Source organism: Embleya sp. NPDC005971, assembly GCF_040629175.1.
GTDB lineage: Bacteria > Actinomycetota > Actinomycetes > Streptomycetales > Streptomycetaceae > Embleya.
This window is the reverse complement of the sequence record NZ_JBEXUX010000043.1, coordinates 48,262-73,763: the sequence shown is the minus strand read 5'-3', so window position 1 is coordinate 73,763 and position 25,502 is coordinate 48,262. Positions and strand designations below refer to the sequence as shown.

Below are 25,502 nucleotides of genomic sequence, written 5' to 3'. Positions count from 1 at the left end.
CACCCGCACCCACACCCACAGGCGACGCCCGTGCCTGCGCCCCCGGTCGCCGGCCCGACACCCGCGCCGGCGACCACGCGCAACCACCCGCACCGGTGCCGGCAAGGCCGCCCGCCGGCACACCGTCGTCGAGCTTGGTCGAATAGGCCACCCCGGGCGGTGATGTCCGCCACTTTTGCTGACTGAGCGTCAGATCACCTGCGGACCTGCGTGAACACCCACCCACCGAGTCGGAAAAAGACAGCCGTCTCCCTTCAGGTGACGGGTCGTCAGGTGGCATGGTGACCCCAGCGCAGAGCACGGCCGGCGACGGCCGCTCCGCGTCGAGGCGACAACGTACGCGATCCACAGTGAGGTGCCCCCGTGCTGCTCGACCCTTCCGCCGCCCTGCTCACCGATCGCATCGCCGTGGTCACCGGCGCCGCCCGGGGAATCGGCGCGGCGACGGCCGTCGCACTGGCCCGGTTCGGCGCGGACGTCGCCATCTGCGACCGCGAGCCGATCGGCCTCCAGGAGACCGCGAAGGCGATCGAGGCGACCGGCCGCCGGGCGCTCGCGGTCGAACTCGACGTCCGCGACGGCGACGGCGTCGAGCGCTTCCTCGGCGAGGCACACAGCACATTCGGCGGGTTGGACATCCTCGTCAACAACGCCGGCGGCGGCTTCTGGTCACCATTCATGGAGGTCCGCCCCAAGGGCCAGACCGCGCTGGTCGACGAGAACTTCACCTCCGTCACGCACGTGATCCGACACGGCGTCCCGCTCGTGCGCGACGGCGGCTCGATCGTCAACGTCACCAGCATCGAGGCGTTCCGTGCCGCACCCGGCTTCGCGGTCTACGCCGCGATGAAGGCCGCGGTCGAACAACTCACCAAGTCACTGGCCCTGGAACTCTCGGATCGACGCATCCGGGTCAACTGCGTGGCCCCCGACGCGATCCCCACCCCCGGCGACGCCGGCCTCGCGGAGACGTTCGAGACCGCCGAGGGCGCCCACGACTACGCCGCCAAGGTGCCCCTCGGCCTGGGCACCCCCGACGACTGCGCCGCCCCGATCGTCTTCCTCGCCGGCGACCTGGCCCGCTTCGTCACCGGCACCACCCTGCACGTCGACGGCGGCACCATGGCCGCCTCCGGTTGGGTCCGCCGCCCGGACGGCACCTTCGCCCCCTGACCGAAAGCGCCGGCGCCCGCACCCGCCGGCGCCGGCCACGCACCCCCGCCCACACAGCACCCAGACAAACCGGAACGCCCCCGAACGCCCCGGACCACCGACCGATCACCCCGCCCCGACCAGAACGCGGAACTGGGAGTGCAATGGAATTCGGCATCTTTCTTCAGGGCTACAACCCGTCGTTCCGGCGCGAGGGAAACCCCAACGCCGAGCACGAAGCCCTGATGAACGACATGGACTTCGCGATCGCCGCCGACCGGGCCGGCTTCAAGTACGTCTGGCTGAGCGAACACCACTTCCTCGACGAGTACTCGCACCTGTCCGCCAACGACGTGATGTGCGGCTACCTCGCCCACGCCACCGAGCGCATCCACATCGGTTCCGGCATCTTCAACCCGCTCCCCCAGGTCAACCACCCGGCCAAGGTCGCCGAGCGGGTCGCGATGCTCGACCACCTCACCAAGGGTCGCTTCGAGTTCGGCACCGGCCGGGGCGCCGGCAGCCACGAGATCCTCGGCTTCCTGCCCGGCATCGAGGACATGTCCGAGACGAAGGCGATCTGGGAGGACGTGATCCGCGAGTTCCCCAAGATGTTCCTCCAGGACACCTACGAGGGCTACAACGGCACCTACTGGCAACTCCCGCCGCGCAAGATCCTGCCCAAGCCGTACGGCAAGTCGCACCCCGCCATGTGGTACGCCGCCGGCAGCCCGCCGTCCTACGCGATGGCCGCCCGGATGGGCCTGGGCGTACTCGGCTTCTCCATCGGCGACCCGGCGAGCGCCGAGAAACTGGTGGCCGGCTACAAGCGCGAGATCGGCAACGCCGAACCGATCGCCGACTTCGTCAACGACAACGTACTCGCGGTGAGCACCGGCTTCGTCGCCGAGACCAGGGAGCAGGCGGTCGCCAACGCGGTCGCGGCCCGGCCGATGTACCTCACCGGCAACGTCTTCCGCTACCACGACACGTTCCCGCACCCCGAGGGCATCCCGTACTGGCCCGAACTCATGCCCGACCTGACCCCCGAACTGGTCGAGTTCGCCGCCGACGCGGGTGCGCTGATCTGCGGCGCGCCGGACGGTGTACTGGACGCGGTCAAGGCGTACGAGGCGGTCGGCGTGGACCAACTCGTCCTCGGCCTGGGCTGCGACAACCGCGAGAACACCCTCAAGACCATCGAACTGTTCGGCAAGCACGTCATCCCCAAGCTCGACACCGAGCCGGAGCACCGCACCACCCGCTTCCGCCGGCAGGCCTGACCATTACCACCCGGCCGGTGTCCCCGGCCGGGCCCGTCCCGCCCGACACGTGTCACCGCACGACCCGAAAGGCAACCATGAGCTTCAAGGAATATCCGATCCGGGTGGGCAGCATGCTGTTCACCGCCGTGGACCCCGAGCGCGGCCACGAGGTGAGCTACAACCGCTGGTACGAGCGCGACCACTACTACGCCGGCTGCATGATCGGCCCCGGCCTGCTCGCGGGCAGCCGCTGGGTGGCCACCGCCGACCTCAAGGCGCTGCGCTTCCCGGCCGACAGCGACGTGGTCCCCAGCATCGACGCGGGCTCCTACGTCGCGATCTACTGGCTCAACGACGGCCAGTTCGACGAGTGGAACGCGTGGGCGGTCGACCAGGTCAACTGGCTCTACGGCAACGACCGCGGCTTCCAGCACCGGATCCACGCACACACCGGCATGTACCTGCACGACAGCCGCTGGTACCGCGACGAGGACCCGGTCCCGCTGGAACTGGCCCTCGACCGCAACTACCAGGGCCTGGTCTCGCTCGCCGTGCAGCGCGCCGAGGGCACCACCCAGGAGGACCTGGAGGCGTGGTTCTCCACGAACCTCCCGGACTTCCTCAAGGGTTCGCCGATCGCGTCGGTGGCCGCGTGGACCGCGGTCCCGCTCAAGGACGACGCTCCCGCGTTCGTCCCGCGCGACCCGAACGCCGCGACCCGCAGCATGCAGTTGTACTTCCTCGAGGGCGACCCGCGCGAGAGCTGGGACGCGTTCAAGGCGTGGGCCGAGCGCATCGACGCCTCGGGCATCGGCCGGGTCACCTACTGCGCGCCGTGGATCCCCACCGTGGTCGGCACCGACAAGTACACCGACGAGCTCTGGGGCTGAACCCCGCCGTCGTCCGACACCCGCGTGGGCCCGGGTCGCCTCGACCCGGGCCCACGCGGGTCATCGAACAACCGTCGCCGTCACCGCAGTCGGCTGTGCTGTCGTCCGTAGAGGAAGTAGACGACGAAGCCGGCCACCATCCACACCAGGAACCGCAGCCACGTCTCGGTGCTGAGATTGAGCATCAGCCACAACGTGGCCAGCATCGACAGGATCGGCAACCACGGCACGAGCGGCACCCGGAACGCGCGCGGCAACTCCGGTCGGGTCCGGCGCAGGATCAGCACGCTCGCCGCGACGACCATGAACGCGAACAGTGTGCCGATGTTGACCATCACGTCGATCTCGTGGATCGGGGTGAACCCGGCGATCGCCGCGACCACCACCGCGATCAGCATCGTGCTCATGTACGGCGTGCCGAACCTGGGATGCACCTTCGCGAACAACGGCGGCAACAGTCCGTCCCGACTCATCGCGAAGAAGACCCGACTCTGCCCCATCATCAAGATCATGCACACGGTGGTCAGGCCGGCCACCGCGCCGATGCTGATGATCGTCGCGATCCAGCCCTTGCCGACCGACCGGAACGCCTCCGCCAACGGTGCGGACGACGAGAGCATGTCGTAGCGCTGCATGCCGACCACGACCAGCGACACCGAGACGTACAGGATCGTGCAGATCACCAGCGAGCCGAGGATCCCGATCGGCATGTCACGTTGCGGCTTGCGGGTCTCCTCGGCGGCGGTGGCGACCACATCGAAGCCGATGTACGCGAAGAACACGAGGGCCGCACCGGAGAAGATCCCCATCACACCGTAGATCTGCGGCTCGAACCCGAACAGGGTCTGCACGAGCGGCGCCTTGAGCCCGTCGTTGCCGGACGAGGGCGGCTGCGAATCGGGGACGAAGGGGTTGTAGTTGCCGGTCTTGACGAAGAACAGACCGGCGAAGATCACCAGCAACACGATCGCGATCTTGATGGTGACCATGACGAGGTTGAACCGGGCCGAGAGCTTGACCCCGAACACCAGGATCGTCGCGACCCCGAGCACGAGCAGCAGGGCCGGCAGATTGACCTTCCCGCCGTCGCCCGGCGCGGCCGTGATCGCCTGCGGCAGGTCGATGTTCGCCTGCGAGAGCAGTGAGGTCAGATATCCCGACCAGCCGATCGAGACCACCCCGACACCGAGCGCGAGTTCGAGAATCAGGTCCCAGCCGATGATCCACGCGGGCAGTTCGCCGAGGGTGGTGTACGAGAACGTGTACGCGGATCCCGCCACCGGAACCGTGGACGCGAACTCGGCGTAACACAGCGCGGCCAGCCCGCAGACGAATCCCGCCAGCACGAACGACAGCGCGACGGCGGGGCCCGCGTAGTCCTTCGCCGCCGTACCGGTCAGCACGAAGATGCCCGTGCCCACCACCACACCGACGCCGAAGACCATCAGGTCGAGCGCGGACAACTCCCGGCGTAGGCCGTGCCCTTCGGTGACATCGGTGTCCTGGATGGACTGCTCGATGTTCTTGGTGCGAAACAGCGCGTTGGCCATGGCAACACCTCCTGGTGGCGGAGACCGTTGCCATGATCGAGGCTTTCACTCCTGTTTCCGGGTGACCGATCCTCGGCGCGTCAGGGTGATCTTCGAACCGAAAGCCGAGGAGCCGGGAAGCCGGAGTGCGAGAGCACCGGGGATCGACCACCCGGAAACAGGAGTGTGGGAGTGCGGAAGCGCCGGGAAAAGCACAACGATCCCGAGGCCGAAAGCGAAGCCTGTGGCTTCCCGCTCCCGGCCCCGGGATCGTCGCGACGTGTGCGGCGGCCCTGGCTCAGGCGGTCGTCTCGTGTTGTTCCGCGTCCGCGTCCACGGTCTTGGACGCGATCTCCTCGACCACCTGGCGCGAGATGTCCTGGGCGTTCAGACCGATCCGAACCAGGATGTCCGAGCGCTCCGCGTGGTCGAGGAACTCCTGCGGGATGCCGAAGTCGCGCAGCGGTACGTCCACCCGCGCGTCCCGCAGCGACTGCGCGATCGCCGAACCGACGCCACCGGCCCGGCCGTTGTCCTCGATCGTGACCACGAGCCGATGCCGAGCCGCCAACGGCGCGAGCCCGGCCGGAACCGGCTTGACCCAGCGCGGGTCGACCACGGTCGCGGCGATGCCCTGGTCGGCGAGCCGATCGGCGACCTCGACCCCGATCTCGGCCATCTGCCCCACGGTCACGATCAGCACGTCGCCGCGCTCACCGCCGCCGTTGCGCTGGGGACCGGTACGGCGCAGTACGTCCATCTCGTCGATCCGGCCGATCGCCGCGATCTCCGGGCCCACCGCGCCCTTGCCGAACCGCACCACGGTCGGCGCGTCGTCGACCTCCATCGCCTCGCGCAACTGGGCACGCACCTGGGCCGCGTCGCGCGGCGCGGCCAGTCGCAGGCCCGGCACGACCTGAAGGATCGACATGTCCCACATGCCGTTGTGGCTGGCCCCGTCCGGCCCGGTCACGCCGGCCCGGTCGAGCACGAAGGTCACGCCGCACTTGTGCAGCGCCACGTCCATCAGCACCTGGTCGAACGCACGGTTGAGGAAGGTCGCGTACACCGCGACCACCGGGTGCAGTCCGCCGCTGGCCAGGCCCGCCGCCGAGGTCACCGCGTGCTGCTCGGCGATCCCGACGTCGAACACCCGGTCCGGGTGCTTGGCGGCGAACTTGTGCAGCCCGACCGGGATCAGCATCGCCGCGGTGATGCCGACGACGTCCTCCCGCTCGTCCGCGATGGCGACCATCTCGTCGGCGAACACCGACGTCCACGACGCGCCCGACTTCTTCACCGGCAGGCCGGTCTCGGGGTTGATCACACCCACCGCGTGGAATTGGTCCGCCGCGTCGTTGACCGCGTGCGCGTAACCCTTGCCCTTTTGGGTGATCGCGTGCACGATCACCGGTCCGCCGAAGCCGCGGGCCCGGCGCAGCGCGTTCTCCACCGCCTCGACGTCGTGCCCGTCGATGGGGCCCACGTACTTCAGACCCAGGTCCTCGAACAGGCCCTGCGGCGCGACCGCGTCCTTGAGGCCCTTCTTGGCGCCGTGCAGCATGTCGTAGACCGGACCGCCGACCACCGGAGTGCGGCCCAGCACGCCCTTGCCCCACTCCAGGAAACGCTCGTAGCCGCGCGTGGTGCGCAGCGTGGCGAGGTGGTCGGCGAGGCCGCCCTGGGTCGGGCCGTACGAACGCTCGTTGTCGTTGACCACGATGATCACCGGGCGGTCCTTGGCCGCCGCGATGTTGTTCAGTGCCTCCCAGGCCATGCCTCCGGTCAGCGCTCCGTCACCGATCACCGCGACCACGTGCCGATCGGTTTGACCGCGCACCTGGTACGCCTTGGCCAGGCCGTCCGCCCAGGACAGCACCGTGGAGGCGTGCGAGTTCTCGATCACGTCGTGCTCGGACTCGGCCCGGCTGGGATAGCCGGACAGGCCGTCGGCCTGACGGAGCTGCCCGAAGCCGTCCTTGCGGCCGGTCACGATCTTGTGCACGTAGCTCTGGTGGCCGGTGTCGAAGAGGATCTTGTCGCGTGGCGACTCGAACACCCGGTGCATCGCGATGGTCAGCTCGACCACACCGAGGTTGGGACCCAGGTGACCACCGGTCTTGGAGACGGACTCCACCAGGAAGGTGCGGATCTCGTCCGCGAGCCGCGCGAGCTGCTCGGGCGAGAGGGCCTTGAGATCACGGGGTCCTCGAATGCTGTCCAGCAGGGCCACCCGTTCCTCCTTCGTCAGATCCGTCACCGCCCCCACGGGTCTGACTGCAGGAGAGGCGTCCATCGAGTCTAGACGTGGCGATGACGGCGAATGGTTCGCATCGGGGTACCGCGATGCGCCATCCGCGCGCGCCGGCTCACGTCGAAGCGCCCACGACCTGCGCCTCGGGTGTGCGTTCGACCGCGAAGGGGGTCATCTCGCTCATCACCATCGCCATCGCGCCGAGCACCTCGGCCCGCTCGCCGAGCGACCCGGTGACCACGGTCAGCCGACGCGAAGCGCTGGGGATGGCGTACCGCCCGACCGACTCGACGATCGGCGCGATCAGCAGGTCGCCGGCGCCCGCGAGGTCCCCGCCGAGGATGATCCGTTGCGGATTGAGCAGGTTCGTCAGGCTCGCCACGCCCACCCCCACGTGCCTGCCGGCGTCCGCGACCACCCGCCGGCAGCCCGCGTCTCCGGCCTTGGCGAGCTCGATCATCCGCGCGATGCTCAGGTCGGCGCCGTGGCTGCCGCGCAGCAGGTCGAGCAGGTAGGAGGCGTTGGTGAAGGTCTCCAGGCAGCCCCGGTTGCCGCACCGGCACACCGGCCCGGACTCGTCCAGCGTTATGTGACCGATCTCGCCCGCGGTGCCGCCCGGCCCCCGGTACAACCGGCCGCCGATCACCAGGCCCGCGCCGACACCGCCGGACACCTTGAGGTAGGCCATCTCGGTGCAACCCACGCCCGCGCCCCAGACGAGTTCGCCCAGCGCGCCGAGGTTGGCGTCGTTGTCCACCAGGACCGGCAGGCCCAGCCGGGCCTGCATCGCCTCGCGCGGGTGGCAGCCCACCCAGCCCGGCAGGATCGTGGTCGAACCCAGCGCACCGGTGTCGATGTCGATCGGGCCGGGCACGCCGAGCCCGACCCCGGTGACCTCGGCCCGGACCGCGCCGGCGCGCTCCAGCAGCACGCCCAGCAGGCGATCCGCGAGCGCGAAGCCCTCGTCGGCGGAGGAGTCGACGTCGATCGGGACGTGCTCCTCGGCAAGCACCCGGTGGGCAAAGTCACCGATCGCCACCCGCAGGTGGCGATGGCCGAAGTCAATGCCGACGACCACGCCCGAGGCGCGGCTGAGCGAGACGTTGCGGGCCCGCCTGCCACCGGCGGAGGTGGGGGTCACCTCGACCATGTCGAGGGCCTTCAACTCCCGTACGATGTTCGACACCGTCGCGGCGGACAGCCCGGTACTCCTGGCGATCCCGGCCTGGGTGAGCGCACCCGCCATGCGGACCGCGTGCAGGACCCGATCGAGATTGGCCCTGTGCAGCGAGGACTGGGAGCCGGACGAGTGCGATCCCGGCGGCCGGGCCTGCGAAAAGCGGGCTCCCGTCATGCCGTCGGACATCTACGATCTCCTCGCCCCGGTGCATTCGACGCACTTGTTGTGTGCAAGTCCTGAACTCTATTGCCCCCTCCGTCCGGGCAGAAGAGTCAAACCTGAACGCAGGCGTCACGATCGGGCCTCTATTCACCGCCGCACGACCGACGAACGCATGGAACGTTACAAACACCCCTTTCGCTCCTGCGTCGTGGCAGGTGGGCGGGATCGAGCGGACGGGCGCACCAGGTGCGCGACGTCGCGCACGTCACAGTCGAGGCTCCCAGCGCTCGCCCGCGAGGGCCTCCTCGACCAGCCGGACCGCACGCTCGGTGGCCGCGGCGCGCGAGCCCTCGTACTCGTACATGCGCAGCGCCGCCTCCACCGCCTGCGCGGGCACCCGCTCGGCAAGCTCGACACGCGCCGTGCCGTAGCCGTGTCGGGCCGCGGCGAGCGCGGCGGCCACGTGTTGGCGGGCCATCCGGGCCAGGATCAACGGGTATTTGCGCAGGAGGTCGTGGCTTCGATAGCCCGGTGGGCACAGGTCGAACAGCCAGGCGACGGCCGTTTCCTCCCAGCCGGCCACACCGGGTGGCCGAACACCTCTCGGCCATCCCGTCGGCGCGATTCCGTCCCGGCCCCTGGGCTTGGATCCGGCCTCGTTCCCGGCCGCGGCATGGGCGAAGCGACCCGGCTGCTCCCAGGCCGGGGTATCGCGATCGCCATTGCCGTACATATGTTCGATTATGCGCGGTGGCCGACCGGGAATGCACACGTGGATCATGGAGGGGGCATCCCGCACTCGCGTTCGACTCTCGCGTCGTCGTGCTCGCGCTCGCCCCCCACCCGCGTTCCGCCCCGCACCCCACTTTGTTCGACTGTCGTACGACTCCAGGAGGACCCGTGATCCAGGCCGACAGCGCCGGCGACGAGGCCGCATTCGCCCACATACCGCTGGTCGGCGTGTGGCGGAACGGCTTCCTGGAATCGATCCACCACGGCACGGCCGTACTCACCGGCACCGACGGCTCGGTGGTCGAGGGACACGGGGCCGTGGACGCGCCGATGTTCCCCCGCTCGGCCAACAAGCCGTTCCAGGGTCTGGCGATGGTGCGCAACGGGCTGGACCTGGACGGCGAACTGCTCGCGCTCGCCTGCGCCAGCCACTCCGGCGAGACGTTCCACCTGGAGGGGACCCGACGCATCCTGGCCCGCGCGGGGTTGCCGGAGAGCGCGCTGCGCTGCGTACCGGACTGGCCCCTGGGCGCGGCCCAGCGCGACGCGTGGCTGGCGGCCGGCAAGGGCCCCGAGCGGATCGCGATGAACTGCTCGGGCAAGCACGCCGCGATGCTGCTCACCTGCGTGTACAACGGCTGGTCGACCGAGGACTATCTGGCGCCGGACCACCCCTTGCAGCAGGCCGTCCGCCAGGCGGTCGAGGACGTCGCCGGCGAGCCGGTCGCGGCGGCCGGCGTGGACGGGTGCGGGGCGCCGCTGTTCGCCATCTCGCTGGCAGGCCTGGCCCGGTCCTACGGCCGCTTCGCCGGAGCCGCCGAGGGCACCGACGAGCGGCGGATCGCGGACGCGATGCGCGCCCACCCGCAGTGGGTCGCGGGCACCGGTCGGGACGTGACGGGGCTGATGCGGGCGATCCCGGGCCTGCTCGCCAAGGACGGCGCGGAGGCGGTGTACGCGGTGGGCCTGCCGGACGGGCGGGGCGCCGCGGTCAAGATCGCGGACGGTGCGTCACGGGCCCACATCGTCGCCATGGCGGCATTGTTGTGGCGCATGGGTGCGGACGAGCAGAGCCTCGCCCCGTTCGCCCAGGCACCGGTGTACGGCGCCGGTGAAGTGGTCGGCGCGATCCGCGCGTTCCCTCTTTTGGGTGAACCGGCACCCTAGCCCTGTCGCCCACATGCGCAGGGCGCAAAACTGACCCTGCGGCCGGTTGGGAAACCAACCGGCCGCGCCAATGCCCGACAGGTGCGCGAGGACGCTGCCTGCGGGCCCGAGTGGGCGGGCGCGGGTGCAGGCGCGTTGCCCGCGAGCGCGGGTGCAGGCGCAGGCGCGAGCACAGACGCCTGCGCCGCGTGCAAGTGTGGATGCCGCGAGTGCGTGCGGCCGGCACCTGCCCCACCCTCGTGTCGAGGGCGTGACGGCGTACCAAAACACCGGGCCGGGCCCCGAAGGAGCCCGACCCGGTGCGTCGATGCCGTGCGACCTGTCGTCGCGGTGCGGCGATCAGCCCTTGTTCACCAGCGAACGCAGCACGTACTGCATGATGCCGCCGTTGCGGTAGTAGTCCGCCTCGCCGGGGGTGTCGATGCGCACGACCGCGTCGAACTCGACGCCGGTGTCCGTGGTGACCTTGACCGTCTTGGGGGTGCGACCCTCGTTCAGCGCGGTGATGCCCTCGAACGCGAAGGTCTCCTCGCCGGTGAGGCCCAGCGTGGCGGCGCTGTGGCCGACCGGGAACTGCAGCGGGATGACACCCATGCCGATCAGGTTCGAGCGGTGGATGCGCTCGTAGGACTCGGCGATCACCGCACGCACGCCCAGCAGCGAGGTGCCCTTGGCGGCCCAGTCGCGGGACGAACCCGAGCCGTACTCCTTGCCCGCCAGCACCACCAGCGGGATGCCCGCGGCCTGGTAGTTCACCGACGCGTCGTAGATCGTCGACACCGGGGCGTCGGCCTGCGTGAAGTCACGCGTGAAGCCGCCCTCGGTGCCCGGCGCGATCTGGTTGCGCAGGCGGATGTTCGCGAACGTGCCGCGGATCATCACCTCGTGGTTGCCCCGGCGCGAGCCGTACGAGTTGAAGTCCTTGCGCTCGACACCGTTCTCGGCCAGGTACTTGCCCGCCGGGCTGTCGCCCTTGATCGAGCCCGCCGGCGAGATGTGGTCGGTGGTGACCGAGTCGCCGAGCTTGGCCAGCACGCGTGCGCCCGCGATGTCCACGACCGGCGCCGGCTGCATCTGCATGCCCTCGAAATACGGGGGCTTGCGCACGTAGGTCGACTGCGGGTCCCACTCGAACGTCGCGCCCGTGGGGATCTCCAGCGACTGCCAGCGCGAGTCGCCCGCGAAGACGTCGGCGTAGCGGTTGATGAACATGTCCTGGTCGATCGAGGAGGCCACCACCTCGGCGATCTCCTCGTCGCTCGGCCAGATGTCGGCGAGGTAGACCGGCTTGCCCTCGGGGTCCAGGCCCAGCGGCTCGGTGGTGATGTCGATGTCCATCGACCCCGCGAGCGCGTATGCGATCACCAGCGGCGGCGAGGCCAGGTAGTTCATCTTGACGTCGGGGTTGATCCGACCCTCGAAGTTGCGGTTGCCCGAGAGCACCGAGACGACCGCGAGGTCGGCGTCGTTGACCGCCTTGGAGACCTCCTCCGGCAGCGGGCCGGAGTTGCCGATGCAGGTCACGCACCCGTAGCCGACCAGCGAGAAGCCGACCTTCTCCAGGTACGGGATCAGGCCCGCCTTCTCGTAGTAGTCCATGACGACCTTGGACCCGGGCGCGAGCGTGGTCTTGACCCACGGCTTGCGGGTGAGGCCCTTCTCGACGGCCTTCTTCGCGAGCAGCGCGGCGCCGAGCATGACCGAGGGGTTCGAGGTGTTGGTGCACGAGGTGATCGAGGCGATCACGACCGCGCCGTGGTCGATCTCGTACTCGACGCCGTCCTCGCCGACCACCTTGGTCGGGTTGTGCACGCGACCGTTGGAGCCGGTGGGCGCGTCCGAGGCCGGGAAGGACTCCTTGCCGGACTCGTCGCCGTTGGTGACGTAGTCCGCCAGCACGTCGCGGAAGCGCGTCTTGGCCTCGGCCAGCACGACCCGGTCCTGCGGGCGCTTGGGGCCGGAGATCGAGGGCACCACGGTGGAGACGTCGAGCTCGATGTACTCCGAGTACTCCGGCTCGTGGCTGGGGTCGTGCCACAGGCCCTGGGCCTTCGCGTACGCCTCGACCAGCGCGAGCTGCTTGTCGTCACGGCCGGTCAGTCGCAGGTAGGTGATCGTCTCGGCGTCGATCGGGAAGATCGCGCAGGTCGAGCCGAACTCCGGCGACATGTTGCCGATGGTGGCGCGGTTGGCCAGCGGCACCGCACCGACGCCCTCGCCGTAGAACTCGACGAACTTGCCCACCACGCCGTGCTTGCGCAGCATGTCGGTGATGGTCAGCACGACGTCGGTGGCGGTGACGCCCGGCTGCGCCTTGCCGGAGAGCTTGAAGCCGACCACGCGCGGGATGAGCATGCTGACCGGCTGGCCGAGCATGGCGGCCTCGGCCTCGATGCCGCCGACGCCCCAGCCGAGCACGCCCAGGCCGTTGACCATCGTGGTGTGCGAGTCGGTGCCGACACAGGTGTCGGGGTACGCCTGTCCGTTGCGAACCATGATGGTGCGGGCCAGGTGCTCGATGTTGACCTGGTGCACGATGCCGGTGCCGGGCGGTACGACCTTGAACTCGTCGAACGCGGTCTGGCCCCAGCGCAGGAACTGGTAGCGCTCCTTGTTGCGGCCGTATTCGATGTCGGTGTTGATCTCGAACGCGTCCGGACGGTTGAACACGTCGGCGATGACCGAGTGGTCGATGACCATCTCGGCGGGCGCGAGCGGGTTGATCCGGGAGGCGTCGCCGCCGAGGGCCTTCACGGCCTCGCGCATCGTGGCGAGGTCCACGACACACGGCACGCCGGTGAAGTCCTGCATGATCACGCGCGCCGGCGTGAACTGGATCTCTTCGCTCGGCTCGGCCTTCGCGTCCCAGCCGCCCAGGGCACGGATGTGATCGGCGGTGATGTTCGCGCCGTCCTCCGTGCGGAGCAGGTTCTCCAGCAGGACCTTCAGGCTGTAGGGGAGGCGCTTGCTGCCCTCCACCTTGTCCAGCCGGAAGATTTCGTACGACTCGTCACCCACGTTCAGGGTGGAGCGAGCGTCGAAGCTGTTCGCGGACACGACGGTCTCCCTTGATCTTGTGCGTTTCTCCCGCATCCTGCCGACACCCACTCGACGTACGCCAAGCAAGGTGACCCTAACCAGGGATGCCGGGGTCTGCGCCCCGCAGATATCTTGATGTCAAGACAAGTCTAGTCTAGGCCCCGACTCGTCCGTGCGGGTACCCGCCACACACGGGACGACCCGTCGGTCGCGGATTCCTCCGAGCGATCTCCCCCACACACGCACGTGCGCCCCTAACATGCGGGACAGCGAGTCCGGCGCGACCCACCGAGTGGGTCCGGCAACGGGCCCGGAGCACGCGTTCGCGCGAGAGCCTGTCGAGTGGGGCGGCGACGAGGGGGATGACGCCATGAAGCGGATCCGGATCGGCGTTTTGGGCGCGGCTCGCATCGCGCCGGCCGCGCTGGTCAAGCCCGCGCGGCTGATCCCGGAGGTGCAGGTCGCGGCGATCGCCGCCCGCGACGCGGCCCGTGCGGACGCCTTCGCGCGGCGGCAGGGCATCCCGCGCGTGCACCCGGACTACGCCGCGCTGATCGCGGACCCGGAATTGCACGCGGTGTACATCCCGCTGCCCAACGGGCTGCACGCGCACTGGACGATCCGGGCGCTGGAAGCCGGCAAGCACGTGTTGTGCGAGAAGCCGATGGCGGCCAACGAGAGCGAGGCGCAGGAGATCGCGGACGTCGCGGCACGCGCGGGCCTGATCGCCATGGAGGCGTTCCACTATCGGTATCACCCACTCGCGAGCCGCATGCGCGAGATCCTCGACGACGGCGAGTTGGGCGAGATCCGTCGCATCACCACGTCGATGTGCTTCCCGCTGCCGCTGCTCGGCGACATCCGCTACCGCTACGACCTCGCGGGCGGGGCATTGATGGACGGTGGCTGCTACGCCGTACACCTGATGCGGCTGCTCGCGGGCGACAACGCGAGCGACCCGATCGAGGTGTCGGACGCGCACGCGCTGACGATCCGCAGGGACCGGCGGGTAGACCGCGCGATGTCGGCCCGACTACGGCTGCCGGGCGGCGCGGCGGGCACCGTGCACGCGTCGATGTTGTCCCGACGCGTGCTGGACATGCACGCGCACGTCGTGGGCACGCGCGGCGAGATGCGCGTACTGAACTACCTGATGCCCCACCTGCCACATCGGTTCACCGTGCACACGGGCAAGCTCAAGCGGCGCGAACACCTGGGCGAGGCGGCGAGAACGCCGACGTATCGCCTGCAACTGCAAGCGTTCGCGGACGCGATCCGTCTGGGCTCACCGACGCTGACGCCCGCGGTCGACGCGGTGCCGACGCTGCGCGTCATGGACGCGATCTATCGCGCGGCGGGACTGCCGCTGCGCGGCGAGGCCGCCCCCGCCACCCGGTGAGCACCCGCAGCACCACATCGACGCCCGAAGCACCCGAGTTGCCCGAGTGTGGGAACGTCCGCGACCACCTGCTCAGCGCATGATGTAGTGCAGGATCACGTCGTGGACGTGTCGACCCTTGTCGTCGCTGCGGAACTCCACGCTGTAGGTCTGCGTACCGACGTGGATCGCTATTTCACTGGAACTCAGATACGAACCGGTGAAGCTCTTGTTGGAGACCATGCTCACGCTGCTGATCTTCGAATAGGGCAAGGAGGTGATCGCGATCTTCTTACCGACGAAACTGTTGTCCTGGATGATCGCGCGCCGGTCGGTCAGGCCGATGAACCCGGTGCCGACGCCCTTCGCGTCGTAGACCGCGATGATCTGCTCGCCCGGCAGCAGCCCGCTCTGGATCTTCTCCAGTTGCTCGCGCTTGTCGAAGACGACGTTTCCCGCCCCGCTCATCCTGTTGCTCCTCCTCGTCGACTTGCGGTACCCAGCCTAAGGCTGCGCGGTCAGCGCCATTCGCTGGTGGCATGGAAGTGTCGCAACGTGTCTTCGTACGGGCCCAGATCCAGGTTCTGCCGCGCGAGCCACTCGTCCGAGTAATACGAATGCGCGTAGCGTTCTCCGCCGTCGCACAGCAGCGTCACCACCGAACCGGTGCGGCTTGCGGCGCGCATCTCGGCCACCAGGCGCAGGGCGCCCCACAGGTTGGTGCCGGTCGAGCCGCCGGCCTTGTGCCCGGTGCGCCGGTGCAGGTCGCGCATCGCCGCCACCGACGCGGCGTCGGGGACCTTGATCATGCGATCGACGATGTTCGGCATGAAGCTGGCCTCGACCCGGGGTCGGCCGATGCCCTCGATCCGCGACGAACACGCCTGGGCGTACTCCGGGTCGTGCGTGCGCCATCCGTCGAAGAAGGCGGAATTCTCGGGGTCCACGACGCAGATCTTGGAGTGGTGTCGGCGATAACGCACATAGCGGCCCATGGTCGCGCTCGTGCCCCCGGTACCGGCGCCGACGACGATCCACTCGGGAATGGGGTGGCGCTCCTGGGACATCTGCTCGAACACCGACTCGGCGATGTTGTTGTTGCCCCGCCAGTCCGTGGCGCGCTCGGCGTAGGTGAACTGATCCATGAAGTGCCCGCCCGTTTTTGCCGCCAGCGCGCGCGAGACCTCGTACACGGTGGCGGCGTCCTGGACCAGGTGACATCGACCGCCGTGGAACTCGATCAGCTCGATCTTCTCCGGGCTGGTGGTGGCGGGCATGACCGCGACGAAGGGCAGGCCGATCTGATTGGCGAAGTAGGCCTCCGAGACCGCCGTCGAGCCCGAGGACGCCTCGATCACGGTGGTGCCCTCCTCGATCCACCCGTTGCACAGGGCGTACAGGAAGAGCGAGCGGGCCAGGCGGTGTTTGAGCGAGCCGGTGGGATGGGTCGACTCGTCCTTGAGGTAGAGGTCGATACCCCACTGCGCGGGCAGCGGGTAGGCGAGCAGATGGGTGTCGGCGGAACGGTTGGCGTCGGCGCTCACCTTGCGGATGGCCTCGTCGACCCAGTCTCGAGTCTTCGCGCTGAAACGGTCCACATCGTTGTCCACCGACGTCACGTCGACTCCCCTGGCTGGTTCGTGTCCCCGTGCCGGATTTGGGGGCGCGAGGGCTGCGGCATCGATGGTGATCGACTCCGGCCCAGGCTACGGGCCGACGCGCGGATTCCTTGGCCAACCCCTCGAATGGCCCATGAGCTGCGCATACGTATTCTCGGCCGGAAGTTGTGACGTGTCGGGGGGTCCGCCGCGTCTATGGGGTGGGTACGCGCGAGGGCGCGTAGGGACGAGGAGGGTCTATGGCGGGCTTCGACGCTGAGCCGGCCGATTTCCTGGAGTTCGCCAACGCGTGCAGCGGTCGGCTGTTCCGGACGGCGTGGCTCCTGTGTGGCGATTGGCATCTCGCCGAGGACCTCGTGCAGACGACGCTGGGCAAGTTGTACCGGGCATGGAAGCGGGTCAGTCGGGCCGACAGCCCGGAGGCATACGCGCGCACCGTGCTGACACGCACCTATCTGTCCCACCGACGCAGGCTGAGCAGCACCGAGCAGCCCTATGCCGACCTGCCGGAAGGCTCGGGCCCCGAGGAGGACCAGGCGTTGCGGTTGACGCTCCTGAAGAGCCTGTCCGAACTGCCGCCCAAGGACCGGGCGGTGTTGGTCCTGCGGTACTGGGAGGACCTGAGCGTGGAGCAGACGGCGCGACAGATGGGCGTGTCCGAGGGGGCCGTGCGGAGCAGGTCGATGCGGGCGCTGGAGAAGTTGCGGAGCGTGCTCGGAAGCGAATCCGGCTGGCTCTCCGCCGCATGAGGGGTCAGTGAGCACACCGCCGGTACGGCCGTACGGCTGGTGAGCAGTACGACCTGCGTTCACACGGATGGCACGGATGGCGAGGAGACGGTAGGTCTATGGGGTCCCACGAGAAGGAGCTGGCGGCCGCGATGCGGGCGTCGGCGTCGGGGCTGGTCCCCCCGGCGGGATTGGTCTCGGGTGGTATCGCCCGAGGCAGGCGGATGAAGTTGGTACGGCGTTTCCAGGTCGGCGTGTCGACCGCAGCAGTACTGGCCGTGGCGGGAACGACCCTGCTCGTCGTCTCGGAACGAACCGACGGTGGCCCCGGACAGGTGTCCGGACCTGCGAGCCCGACGGCGCAGCTGCTCACATCACCCATCCCCCAGGCAGTGCCCAAGCCACGGCCGACACTGTCCGCCCCGCCTCAGATGACACCCCTGCTGCCGCCGCTGCTGCTGCATCTGTTGATGCCGCTGTTGCCGGAGACCCTTCCGCCCACGCGGATCACCGGGTCGGACAACACCGACAAGAGCACTGCGGGCATCCATAGCGTCGGGGCGTCGGTGTCGTTGGTCCTGGAGGACTCCCTCGGGCCCAGCCTGCTGTCGATGTCGGTGCAACAAAGCGCCGTGGTAGCCGAAGTCGCGGGGTGTCCGCACCCGGAAGGCACCACCAAGGCCAAGTGCATGGACTACGGGATGTCCGACGGCAGTCGAGTGGTGGAGCGTCAGGATTGGGTCTATCCCGCAGCTCCGGACACGCCGGAGAACCGCGCCGACGGCAAGGCCGGCACTTCGGGAAGGGGACCCCAGGAGTGGTCCGTTCAAGTCGTGCGTCGCGACGGGGTCGTGATCACGGTCAACGAGGTCGCCTCCCGCGAGGAAAAGGGGGAAATCGGCCGCCCGACACCGCTCCTGTCGATGGACCGGCTGCGCTCGATCGCGCTCGCCCCGATCTGGCCCGTGTGGGTGCGCGCGGAAGCCAACAGTACGGCGGCGAGCACCCCGCCCAACATCAACTACCAGTCCCCAACTCGTCGGGACGACTACAACGTCCCGCCGTCGACCGCCGTGCCGTCGCAGACCCCTTCGGGAAACGCGCGGTCGGAGAACGGGGCCGGGTCGACTCCTTGACCGGGCGTTGCCACCGGATCGATTCCCGAAGCCGGATCGCGCTCTCGAACATCGTCGGCCCCTGCCGGGCATGACTGGCCGTCGGCCGGGCAGGCGCCGGATGTCGAGCCCCCGGGCGCCTCTGACTCCCCCCTCACGCTCCGGGGGCTCGATGCCCTCCAGGCTCTCCCGTCTGGGATCCTGACGTGGGGTCCTGTCGACTCCGGGGAGACTTCGAGGGAGGCGGTCGCAATGGCCGAGGGCATAGGGATCGGTCTGGGCGGCGTGGGGTTCGAGGGCGGCTACGCGCAGTATGGCCCGGCGGACCCCGAGGATCGTGCCCGGCACATCCTGGAGGTCTTCGAACGGGCCTTCGGCGCGTTGATCGACGGCGATCCCGCCGCGTTCCGGGTGAAGTTCCGCAAAATGGCGTCTTCGGCGTTCGCGTTCTACCGGGGCACGGCCTGTTTGTTCTACGCCGACCTCGACGGCCGCGAGGACGCCTTCCTGGACGAGCACACCTCGCGGGTGTGGATCCACGGCGACCTGCACGCGGAGAACTTCGGCACGTACATGAACGCGGACGGCAAGCTCGTGTTCAACGTCAACGACTTCGACGAGGCGTACGTCGGCCCCTGGACGTGGGACGTCAAGCGTTTCGCGGCCAGCCTCGCGCTGATCGGGCACGGCAAGGCCCTCAGCGACGACACGATCGCGGCCTTGGTCACCGGCTACGGTGCGGCTTACCTGGACCAACTCCGGCTGCTGACCGACAAGATCACGCCGCAGGACGCCGCACTGACACTGGCGACGACCGAGGGACCGCTGCTCGAAGTGTTGCGGCAGGCCCGGTTGCAGACGCGCATCGGGTTGCTTCGTTCGCAGACGGTCGTCGCCGACCACGAACGGCGCTTCGCCCTGTCCGGCGGCGCGTTCGAGTTGCCGGACGACGTCAAGGAGACGGTGCTGGCGGCCTTCCGGCGCTACCTCGACACGCTGCCGCCCGCAACGCGCCAACGGCCGGACACCTACGAGGTCAAGGACGTGGTGGGTCGGCGCGGGGTCGGCATCGGCAGCGCCGGGTTGCCCTCGTACAACCTGCTGATCGAGGGCAACACGGAGGCGCTGGAAAACGACGTGATCCTGTACATGAAGCAGGGCCAAACGCCGTCGGTGAGCCACCACGTCACCGACCCCCAGGTGCGGTCCTACTTCGAACACGAAGGTCATCGCACGGTCATCTCGCAGCGCGCCCTGCAGGCACACGCGGACCCGTGGCTCGGCTACACCGACATCGACGGGGTCGGGCAGTTGGTCGCCGAGGTGTCGCCCTACGCGAACGACCTGGACTGGTCGGACCTCAACGAGGTGGACACGATCGCGGAGGTCGTGGAGTACCTTGGCCGCGCCACCGCGACGATGCACGCGGTCGCGGACGAGGAAAGCGGTCACACGCTGGTCCCGTTCTCGACCGAGGACGCGATCCTGGAGGCGATCGAGCGGGACGAGGAGGGCTTCACGGCCTCACTCGTGGACTTCGCGCACGCGTACGGGGCTCGTGCCCGCGCCGACCATGCCATCTTCGTCGACCTCTTCCGCAACGGGTTGATTCGGGGGTTGTAGGCGCGGCTCGCGCCCGCGAGGCGCCGCCACGGTGCTGTCCGATTCCCGCCGGCCACTCCTGCGGGAAGGGGTGACACTTGTCGACGTGATGGACGACGAGCAGTGCTACCGAGCGTGCAGCAGCCGGGACAGTCGGTTCGACGGCTGGTTCTACATGGCGGTCACCAGCACCGACATCTACTGCCGGCCGAGTTGCCCGGCGGTCAAGCCCAAGCGGGAGAACGCGCGGTTCTACCCGTCTGCGGCAGCCGCGCAGGCGGCGGGGTTCCGGGCGTGCAAACGCTGCCGCCCGGACACCTCGCCGGGTTCGCCCGAGTGGGATGTCCGCGCCGATGTGGTCGGGCGCGCCATGCGGTTGATCGCGGACGGGGTCGTGGATCGCGAAGGCGTCGGCGGTCTCGCGGGTCGGCTCGGATACAGCGACCGCCAGTTGAACCGGCTGCTGATGGCCGAGGTCGGCGCGGGCCCTCTCGCGCTCGCCCGCGCCCGCCGGGCACAGACGGCCCGCGTCCTCCTGGAGACCTCCGATCTGCAGATCGCACAGGTGGCGTTCGCGGCCGGGTTCGCCAGCGTGCGGCAGTTCAACGACACCGTGCGCGAGGTGTTCGGCCGCACCCCCACGGAGGTGCGCGGACGGGCCGGCGCCCGCAGCGTCGAACCGGGCGAGATCCGGTTGCGGCTGCCCTACCGGGAGCCGATCGCGCTCGGGCACACGCTGGATTTCCTGGGGCTGCGGGCGGTGCCGGGGGTGGAGGAGTACGTGGACGGCGTCTACCGTCGCGTACTGTCCCTCCCGCACGGCACCGGCGTGGTCGAGCTCTCGCCCGGTCCCTCGTGGGTCTGGTGCCGCCTGGTCCTGGACGACCTGCGCGACCTGGGGGCCGCCGTACAGCGCTGCCGGCGCTTGCTCGACCTGGACGCGGATCCGCTCGCCGTGGACGAGGCACTCGCAAGCGCCGAGGTCGGTGACGGCGGGCTGGGCGCGCTGGTGCGTGCCACACCCGGCCTGCGTTCACCGGGCCACGTGGACCCCGACGAGCTCGCCGTCCGAGCCGTGCTCGGCCAGCAGGTCTCGGTCGCGGGCGCTCGCACGATCGCGGGTCGGCTGACAGCCCTGTACGGCAAACCGCTGGTCGCGCCACAGGGCGGACTCACCCACGCGTTCCCGACCGCGGACGCGTTGGCGGACGCGGATCCGGCGGATCTGCCGATGCCCACGGCTCGCAAGAAGGCGATCTACTCGCTCACCGGGGCGCTCGCGTCCGGGGCGGTCCGCCTGGACCCGGGGGTGGATCGCCGAGCGGCGGAGGCGGGCCTTTTGGCCCTTCCGGGTATCGGCCCCTGGACGGCGTCGTACATTCGGTTGCGGGCACTCGGCGATCCGGATGTGTTCCTACCGACCGATCTGGGCGTCAAGCACGCGCTGGCGCGCTGGGGGCTCCCGGTCTCGGCCGCGCAGTCGTGGTCCCCATGGCGCTCGTACGCGTTGCACCACCTGTGGGCGAGCCTGTCCGCAGCATCCACCGTCTCGGTGAAGGAAGTCGCATGAACCAGGACGCGCTGTTCGATGTCGTCGAAACGCCCGACCCGAACGTGCCCCCGACCGCGTTCAACGTCCCCCTCGACGGCCCCCGCCGATACGCGACGCTGGAATCCCCGGTCGGCGAGTTGCTCATGATCGGTGACGGCCAGTCGCTCACCGCCCTCTACATGGCGGCCACCCCAGACGCGGACTGGGTATCCGATCCCGGTGCGTTCACGCAGGCGAAGGCGCAGTTGAGCGCTTACTTCGCCGGCGAACTGCGCGAGTTCGACCTGCCGTTGGCGCCGGTCGGCACGGCCTTCCAGCTCAGGGTCTGGTCGGCCCTGACGACCATCCCGTTCGGGCACACAATGTCCTACGGCGCGCTGGCCACGAGGTTCCTCGGGCAGCCCACGGCCTCCCGTGCGGTCGGACTGGCCAACGGCCGCAATCCGATCAGCATCGTCATCCCGTGTCACCGGGTGATCGGAGCCGACGGCACGTTGACCGGCTACGCGGGCGGATTGCCGCGCAAGCAGCGCCTGTTGGCGTTGGAGAACATCCGCGTCGCCGGATAGCCGGTCCACTTCCACAGGCACCGCGACGCTCGCGGGACTCATGACTGGAACGCCCGCCGCACGAGCCCCGCGACCTTCCCTCGACGCAGTGTGTCGTGCCAGGTGAAACGCAGAACGAGCGCGCCGGCGAGGGCCAGCTCGTTGGCCCGGGACCGGTCGCGGAACAACGCGTCGGGCCGCGAGTGCACGTCCGCTCCGTCGGCTTCGGCGAAAATCGGCCGCAGCCCGGTCAGCCAGGCGAGATCCACGCGGGCCCGGCCGCCGTCGAGCAGCGCGACCTCGTGCTGCAACTCGTCCGGTGCGACCCCGCCCCGCACGCAGTCGAGGCGTACTCGCGACTCCAGCGGGCTTTCGGCCCGTGCGTCCGCGATCTCCAGTAGCGGCCGCACCTGTCCCGCCCCGGGGCGGCCTGCCGCCGCCCGCTCGACCGCCTCCAACTGCGCCACTTCGACCAGGCGCAGGTGCAGCGCCGAATCGAGAATCGCCAACCCGTCCTCGGGCGAAAGCCTGGCCACCAGGTCGGCGAGCGTCCGCACCGGCGTCGTCACCGCGAAGCCGTCCACCATCACGATCTCCTCCGCCGGCAACCGTCGCCGATGAACCACGATGCCGGGCCCACCACGACGCGACGCGGTATCGGGCGTCGCGATGTGCACACATTCCACCGGCGGCACGCCACGCATCCCGTGCACGCGGGCCGCACTGTGCAAGACGGCCACGGCTCGCTCGCCATAGGCTGCGAGCCCGGCGCGCAACAGCCCGCGCCAGGACAGCGCACATCGATCGGCATCGACGAACCCCACGCCGCGCGCGAGTTCGCGCACGCTCCCATCGTTCACGAGCCTGCGCCACACCCGCCCGGTCACCCCGGCGGACAGCGCCTGTTCCCGCGTTACCACTCCGTCGTGCTGCCATGCCAACCCCCGCAAGACTCGTACGGTCACTTCCATTCCCGGATCCTGGTCTGCACGGCCCGGGGCACGCGGCGCGAGGCCGCAGTCTGTGGACAACTCGACCCTTGTGGACGACTTGGAGCTCGCTTTGCCGGATTCGTGGACGATCTTCAGCCATTCGACACCTTCATGATCGCTGCGGGCCGCCGGACCGTCGCGACCAACCGGTGTGATGGACGAGTCCCCGCACCCCCTCCGTCCCGAGGATCGCCATGCCCAACCTCCGCAAACACCGGCGCGTAGCGGCCGTGTGCGCCGCGCTCGCTCTGACGGCGGGCGCAGGCGCCGCCTACGCCGAGAGCCGCCCCGCCACGGCCCACTCCTCCGCCCCCGTGGGTGCGGCCCCCGCCGCCGCGCCCGCCAAGGTGTCCTTCAATGTCATCAGTGACGTGCAGGGCGACCTCGCGGACTTCGGCCGCGCGCTCGACCAGATGAAGGTGATCAACCCGAACAGCGGCGCGCTCGTCGTCAACGGCGACATCACCCCGCGCGGCTACAAGGCCGAGTACGACCAGGTGAAGCAGGTCCTGAACACGCGTCCGCACCCGGCGAACACGTTCTTCACGATCGGCAACCACGAGTTCTACGTGCCCAAGTACTGCAATCCGGACAAGCTCTGCCAGGAGACCTGGCCCAACGGGACCACCGAGCAGTCGCTCTTCCAGAACTTCTACGACTTCACCGGCCTCGACAAGGTCTTCTACGAGCGCGTTGTCGACGGTGTCCCGATGTTGTTCCTCGGCACCGAGAAGTACATGAAGTACAGCGACTCCACCAAGTGGGACGAGGTGTGGTTCAGCGACGAGCAGCTCACGTGGCTCGAGCAGCGGATGAACTACTGGGAGGCACAGGGCAAGCCGACGTTCGTGTTCTCGCACCACGTCCTGCCGGACACCGTCTCGGGGACGCGTAACAAGCTCTACAAGTCGGACTACCTCCAGGCCGACCGGATCATGAACATCCTTGGCGCCCACAAGGACGCCGTGCTGTTCACCTCGCACACGCACTGGGACCTGAACCTGTCCGACTGGGCCGTGCGCAAGGTGGTGCCCGGGACCGGCAACCTCGAGGGCTTCACCGTCGTCAACACGGGTGCCGTTCAGACTCAATGGACCGACGACGGTTCGGGCGGCGAGAGCGCGCTGAGCGGTTTGGAGAACAGTGGGCTCCAAGTCGAGGTCGCGAACGACCGCGTGACGATCAAGGCCCGCGACTTCCGGCGCAACCAGTGGGTCAAGGAGATGAACGTCCCGCTGCACACCAAGTGCGCGGCGGCCAAGCCGTGGACCGAGTCGATGACGTACACGAACGGCGACACCGTCGTGTGGAACAACCACACGTGGCGTGCCAAGTGGTGGACGCGCGGCGAGGCACCAGGCACGACCGGCCAGTGGGGTGTGTGGGAGGACCGGGGCGCTTGCTGATCGCCCGTGACAGGAGCCGAAGGGGTGGGACCGTCGGCGGCCGGTCCCACCCCTTCGGCGTCCCCGCCGACGCCTTACGGCTGACGTCTTCGGTTCGGGTCCCGAGACCCGCACCCGCGTGCAGTCCCGACGGCGGCGGCTGCGGTCGGGCTGTCCGGGCCGGTCACGGCCACGCGGTGAAGGCGACCGATCGACGGCTTCACCCACCGGGTCGCGTGCTTGTGCGGGCCGCTCAGTGGCCGCCCGCAGGTGACGAAGGCATGGGAGTCGCCGGCGAATGGCCTCGCGTAAGGGTCTGGGCCCCGTCCCGGTCGCCAGGGGGCCGGGCCGGGCCGATCATCGGGTCGATGCGTACGAGCGTGAGGTCCCCCTTGTCGAGGATGCCCGCCCGCCGTCGTGCGGCTGCCCAGCGGGCGAGTTCGTGAGGACTTCCCGCCGCGGGTTCGCGCAGTTCCTCCCAGGGTCGTCCGCCGGCCAGCGCGGTGCGCAGGAACCACGCGCCCGCCGTTTCGTTGGCGACGTACAACAGATCGCGGTCGGTCCAGGCACCGCGCGCACACCGCACCCGCCGTGCCACCGCTGCACGATCCGCACCGTTGCTGGTCGCGACATCGGGCCGTCGGGAGGTGGGGAACACCCGCCAGAGCCGGTCGCCGCGAACCTGGAAGAGGTAGGCGTCACCGAGCACCGCGACCGCCCATTGGCCTCGGCCGGACAACCACGGATGTGGCGCGAAGTGCGCGGCGAGTACTGCGGAAGCATGCGCTCCACGCTCCAACTTGCGCAATTCGTACGGCTGTACGGGCATTCCACGCCGATCCCGCTCGACCAGATAGCGCTTGGTCAGTTCGGGCCATCGGTCCGCCGCGCGCGCCAACACGTCGGCGAAGCCCGCACCCCCGCACAGGAGCGGAGTGGGCGCCGCGCCACATGCCCGCACCACGAGTTCGGCCCAGCGCCGCGCCAGCAGGCTCTCTGCGGCGCCGTCCGCGAAAGCCACCCGAAGCGCGCCCGGCCGGTCCACCCGGGCGCGCCTGCACGCGGGTCCGGCCGGCGGCAGGAACCCACGCCCCGCCCCGTCGCCGATCCAGACCGCGTCCTCGTATTCAAGAGGTTCGCCTTCGAACCGGTGCAGCGCCAGGACCGTGACGTTCGCGCGCACCGTGCCGTCTCCTCTTTGGTGGTACGAGAA

Annotated in this window: 20 protein-coding genes; 11 read left to right on the top strand and 9 right to left on the bottom strand. The window is 69.4% G+C overall.

The window, feature by feature from the left end; genetic code table 11:
• The first annotated feature begins 363 nt into the window (after positions 1-363).
• From ABZ374_RS31500 to ABZ374_RS31490, 3 genes are all read left to right on the top strand, one after another.
• Complete coding sequence (locus tag ABZ374_RS31500) at positions 364-1,173, top strand: SDR family oxidoreductase (protein ID WP_360317465.1); 810 nt, start codon at positions 364-366, stop codon at positions 1,171-1,173.
• Positions 1,174-1,316: 143 nt separating this feature from the next.
• Positions 1,317-2,435 (top strand): LLM class flavin-dependent oxidoreductase, encoded by a 1,119-nt coding sequence (locus ABZ374_RS31495; RefSeq protein WP_360317463.1) that lies wholly within the window; start codon positions 1,317-1,319, stop codon positions 2,433-2,435.
• A gap of 77 nt (positions 2,436-2,512) precedes the next feature.
• On the top strand, positions 2,513-3,307 hold the full coding sequence (locus ABZ374_RS31490; RefSeq protein WP_360317461.1) for a hypothetical protein: 795 nt from the start codon (positions 2,513-2,515) through the stop codon (positions 3,305-3,307).
• A gap of 80 nt (positions 3,308-3,387) precedes the next feature.
• Here ABZ374_RS31490 and ABZ374_RS31485 read toward each other — a convergent pair whose 3' ends face one another.
• The 4 genes from ABZ374_RS31485 to ABZ374_RS31470 all read right to left on the bottom strand — a co-directional run bounded on the left by ABZ374_RS31485 (position 3,388) and on the right by ABZ374_RS31470 (position 9,165).
• The gene (locus ABZ374_RS31485; RefSeq protein WP_360317459.1) at positions 3,388-4,857 is read right to left on the bottom strand and encodes an amino acid permease; all 1,470 of its coding nucleotides are present in this window, start codon (positions 4,855-4,857) and stop codon (positions 3,388-3,390) included.
• A gap of 277 nt (positions 4,858-5,134) precedes the next feature.
• On the bottom strand, positions 5,135-7,069 hold the full coding sequence (gene dxs, locus ABZ374_RS31480; protein WP_360317491.1) for a 1-deoxy-D-xylulose-5-phosphate synthase: 1,935 nt from the start codon (positions 7,067-7,069) through the stop codon (positions 5,135-5,137).
• A 136-nt stretch (positions 7,070-7,205) separates the two neighbouring features.
• Entirely contained in the window at positions 7,206-8,444 is a 1,239-nt protein-coding gene (locus tag ABZ374_RS31475) for an ROK family transcriptional regulator (protein ID WP_360317489.1), read from the bottom strand.
• Positions 8,445-8,697: 253 nt separating this feature from the next.
• Positions 8,698-9,165, bottom strand: a complete 468-nt coding sequence (locus ABZ374_RS31470; RefSeq protein WP_360317457.1) for a hypothetical protein — start codon at positions 9,163-9,165, stop codon at positions 8,698-8,700.
• A gap of 167 nt (positions 9,166-9,332) precedes the next feature.
• Here ABZ374_RS31470 and ABZ374_RS31465 point away from each other — a divergent pair, with 167 nt between their 5' ends.
• Complete coding sequence (locus ABZ374_RS31465) at positions 9,333-10,331, top strand: asparaginase (protein WP_360317455.1); 999 nt, start codon at positions 9,333-9,335, stop codon at positions 10,329-10,331.
• A gap of 339 nt (positions 10,332-10,670) precedes the next feature.
• On the opposite strand, the gene acnA is transcribed toward ABZ374_RS31465, so the two are convergent.
• Entirely contained in the window at positions 10,671-13,388 is a 2,718-nt protein-coding gene (gene acnA, locus ABZ374_RS31460; RefSeq protein ID WP_360317453.1) for an aconitate hydratase AcnA, read from the bottom strand.
• Between the two features lie 352 nt (positions 13,389-13,740).
• On the opposite strand from acnA, the gene ABZ374_RS31455 reads away from it, so the two are divergent.
• Entirely contained in the window at positions 13,741-14,769 is a 1,029-nt protein-coding gene (locus ABZ374_RS31455; protein ID WP_360317450.1) for a Gfo/Idh/MocA family oxidoreductase, read from the top strand.
• A gap of 72 nt (positions 14,770-14,841) precedes the next feature.
• On the opposite strand, the gene ABZ374_RS31450 is transcribed toward ABZ374_RS31455, so the two are convergent.
• Both ABZ374_RS31450 and ABZ374_RS31445 read right to left on the bottom strand, forming a co-directional pair.
• Positions 14,842-15,216, bottom strand: coding sequence for a PH domain-containing protein (locus ABZ374_RS31450; protein WP_360317448.1), 375 nt, complete (start codon positions 15,214-15,216; stop codon positions 14,842-14,844).
• A gap of 50 nt (positions 15,217-15,266) precedes the next feature.
• Positions 15,267-16,367: a PLP-dependent cysteine synthase family protein gene (locus ABZ374_RS31445; RefSeq protein ID WP_360317446.1), complete on the bottom strand. Its 1,101-nt coding sequence runs from the start codon at positions 16,365-16,367 to the stop codon at positions 15,267-15,269.
• A 239-nt stretch (positions 16,368-16,606) separates the two neighbouring features.
• On the opposite strand from ABZ374_RS31445, the gene ABZ374_RS31440 reads away from it, so the two are divergent.
• From ABZ374_RS31440 to ABZ374_RS31420, 5 genes are all read left to right on the top strand, one after another.
• Positions 16,607-17,116 carry a SigE family RNA polymerase sigma factor gene (locus ABZ374_RS31440; protein ID WP_360317444.1) on the top strand — a complete coding sequence of 170 codons (510 nt, stop codon included), beginning with the start codon at positions 16,607-16,609 and terminating at the stop codon, positions 17,114-17,116.
• 410 nt (positions 17,117-17,526) lie between these two features.
• A complete protein-coding gene (locus ABZ374_RS31435; protein WP_360317442.1) occupies positions 17,527-18,231 on the top strand; it encodes a hypothetical protein in 705 nt (234 codons plus the stop codon).
• Between the two features lie 231 nt (positions 18,232-18,462).
• Positions 18,463-19,833, top strand: a complete 1,371-nt coding sequence (locus ABZ374_RS31430; protein ID WP_360317439.1) for a DUF2252 domain-containing protein — start codon at positions 18,463-18,465, stop codon at positions 19,831-19,833.
• A gap of 88 nt (positions 19,834-19,921) precedes the next feature.
• The gene (locus tag ABZ374_RS31425) at positions 19,922-21,382 is read left to right on the top strand and encodes an AlkA N-terminal domain-containing protein (protein ID WP_360317487.1); all 1,461 of its coding nucleotides are present in this window, start codon (positions 19,922-19,924) and stop codon (positions 21,380-21,382) included.
• Positions 21,379-21,933 carry a methylated-DNA--[protein]-cysteine S-methyltransferase gene (locus ABZ374_RS31420; protein WP_360317436.1) on the top strand — a complete coding sequence of 185 codons (555 nt, stop codon included), beginning with the start codon at positions 21,379-21,381 and terminating at the stop codon, positions 21,931-21,933. Before ABZ374_RS31425 ends, ABZ374_RS31420 begins: the two co-directional genes overlap by 4 nt.
• A 38-nt stretch (positions 21,934-21,971) precedes the next feature.
• Here the strand turns inward: ABZ374_RS31420 and ABZ374_RS31415 are convergent, their stop codons facing one another.
• Complete coding sequence (locus ABZ374_RS31415; RefSeq protein ID WP_360317433.1) at positions 21,972-22,832, bottom strand: type IV toxin-antitoxin system AbiEi family antitoxin; 861 nt, start codon at positions 22,830-22,832, stop codon at positions 21,972-21,974.
• A 266-nt stretch (positions 22,833-23,098) separates the two neighbouring features.
• Between ABZ374_RS31415 and ABZ374_RS31410 the strand changes: the two genes are divergently transcribed.
• Positions 23,099-24,310, top strand: a complete 1,212-nt coding sequence (locus tag ABZ374_RS31410; protein ID WP_360317431.1) for a DUF4073 domain-containing protein — start codon at positions 23,099-23,101, stop codon at positions 24,308-24,310.
• Between the two features lie 232 nt (positions 24,311-24,542).
• Here the strand turns inward: ABZ374_RS31410 and ABZ374_RS31405 are convergent, their stop codons facing one another.
• Positions 24,543-25,472 carry a hypothetical protein gene (locus ABZ374_RS31405; protein WP_360317429.1) on the bottom strand — a complete coding sequence of 310 codons (930 nt, stop codon included), beginning with the start codon at positions 25,470-25,472 and terminating at the stop codon, positions 24,543-24,545.
• Between the last annotated feature and the right edge of the window lie 30 nt (positions 25,473-25,502).

Bases quoted from the DNA above. Each gene is read 5' to 3' on its own strand.
- ABZ374_RS31495 (WP_360317463.1), top strand. From the start codon at position 1,317: ATGGAATTCGGCATCTTTCTTCAGGGCTACAACCCGTCGTTCCGGCGC.
- ABZ374_RS31490 (WP_360317461.1), top strand. From the start codon at position 2,513: ATGAGCTTCAAGGAATATCCGATCCGGGTGGGCAGCATGCTGTTCACC.
- ABZ374_RS31485 (WP_360317459.1), bottom strand. From the start codon at position 4,857: ATGGCCAACGCGCTGTTTCGCACCAAGAACATCGAGCAGTCCATCCAG.
- ABZ374_RS31475 (WP_360317489.1), bottom strand. From the start codon at position 8,444: ATGACGGGAGCCCGCTTTTCGCAGGCCCGGCCGCCGGGATCGCACTCG.
- ABZ374_RS31470 (WP_360317457.1), bottom strand. From the start codon at position 9,165: ATGTACGGCAATGGCGATCGCGATACCCCGGCCTGGGAGCAGCCGGGT.
- ABZ374_RS31455 (WP_360317450.1), top strand. From the start codon at position 13,741: ATGAAGCGGATCCGGATCGGCGTTTTGGGCGCGGCTCGCATCGCGCCG.
- ABZ374_RS31450 (WP_360317448.1), bottom strand. From the start codon at position 15,216: ATGAGCGGGGCGGGAAACGTCGTCTTCGACAAGCGCGAGCAACTGGAG.
- ABZ374_RS31440 (WP_360317444.1), top strand. From the start codon at position 16,607: ATGGCGGGCTTCGACGCTGAGCCGGCCGATTTCCTGGAGTTCGCCAAC.
- ABZ374_RS31435 (WP_360317442.1), top strand. From the start codon at position 17,527: ATGACACCCCTGCTGCCGCCGCTGCTGCTGCATCTGTTGATGCCGCTG.
- ABZ374_RS31430 (WP_360317439.1), top strand. From the start codon at position 18,463: ATGGCCGAGGGCATAGGGATCGGTCTGGGCGGCGTGGGGTTCGAGGGC.
- ABZ374_RS31425 (WP_360317487.1), top strand. From the start codon at position 19,922: ATGGACGACGAGCAGTGCTACCGAGCGTGCAGCAGCCGGGACAGTCGG.
- ABZ374_RS31420 (WP_360317436.1), top strand. From the start codon at position 21,379: ATGAACCAGGACGCGCTGTTCGATGTCGTCGAAACGCCCGACCCGAAC.
- ABZ374_RS31410 (WP_360317431.1), top strand. From the start codon at position 23,099: ATGCCCAACCTCCGCAAACACCGGCGCGTAGCGGCCGTGTGCGCCGCG.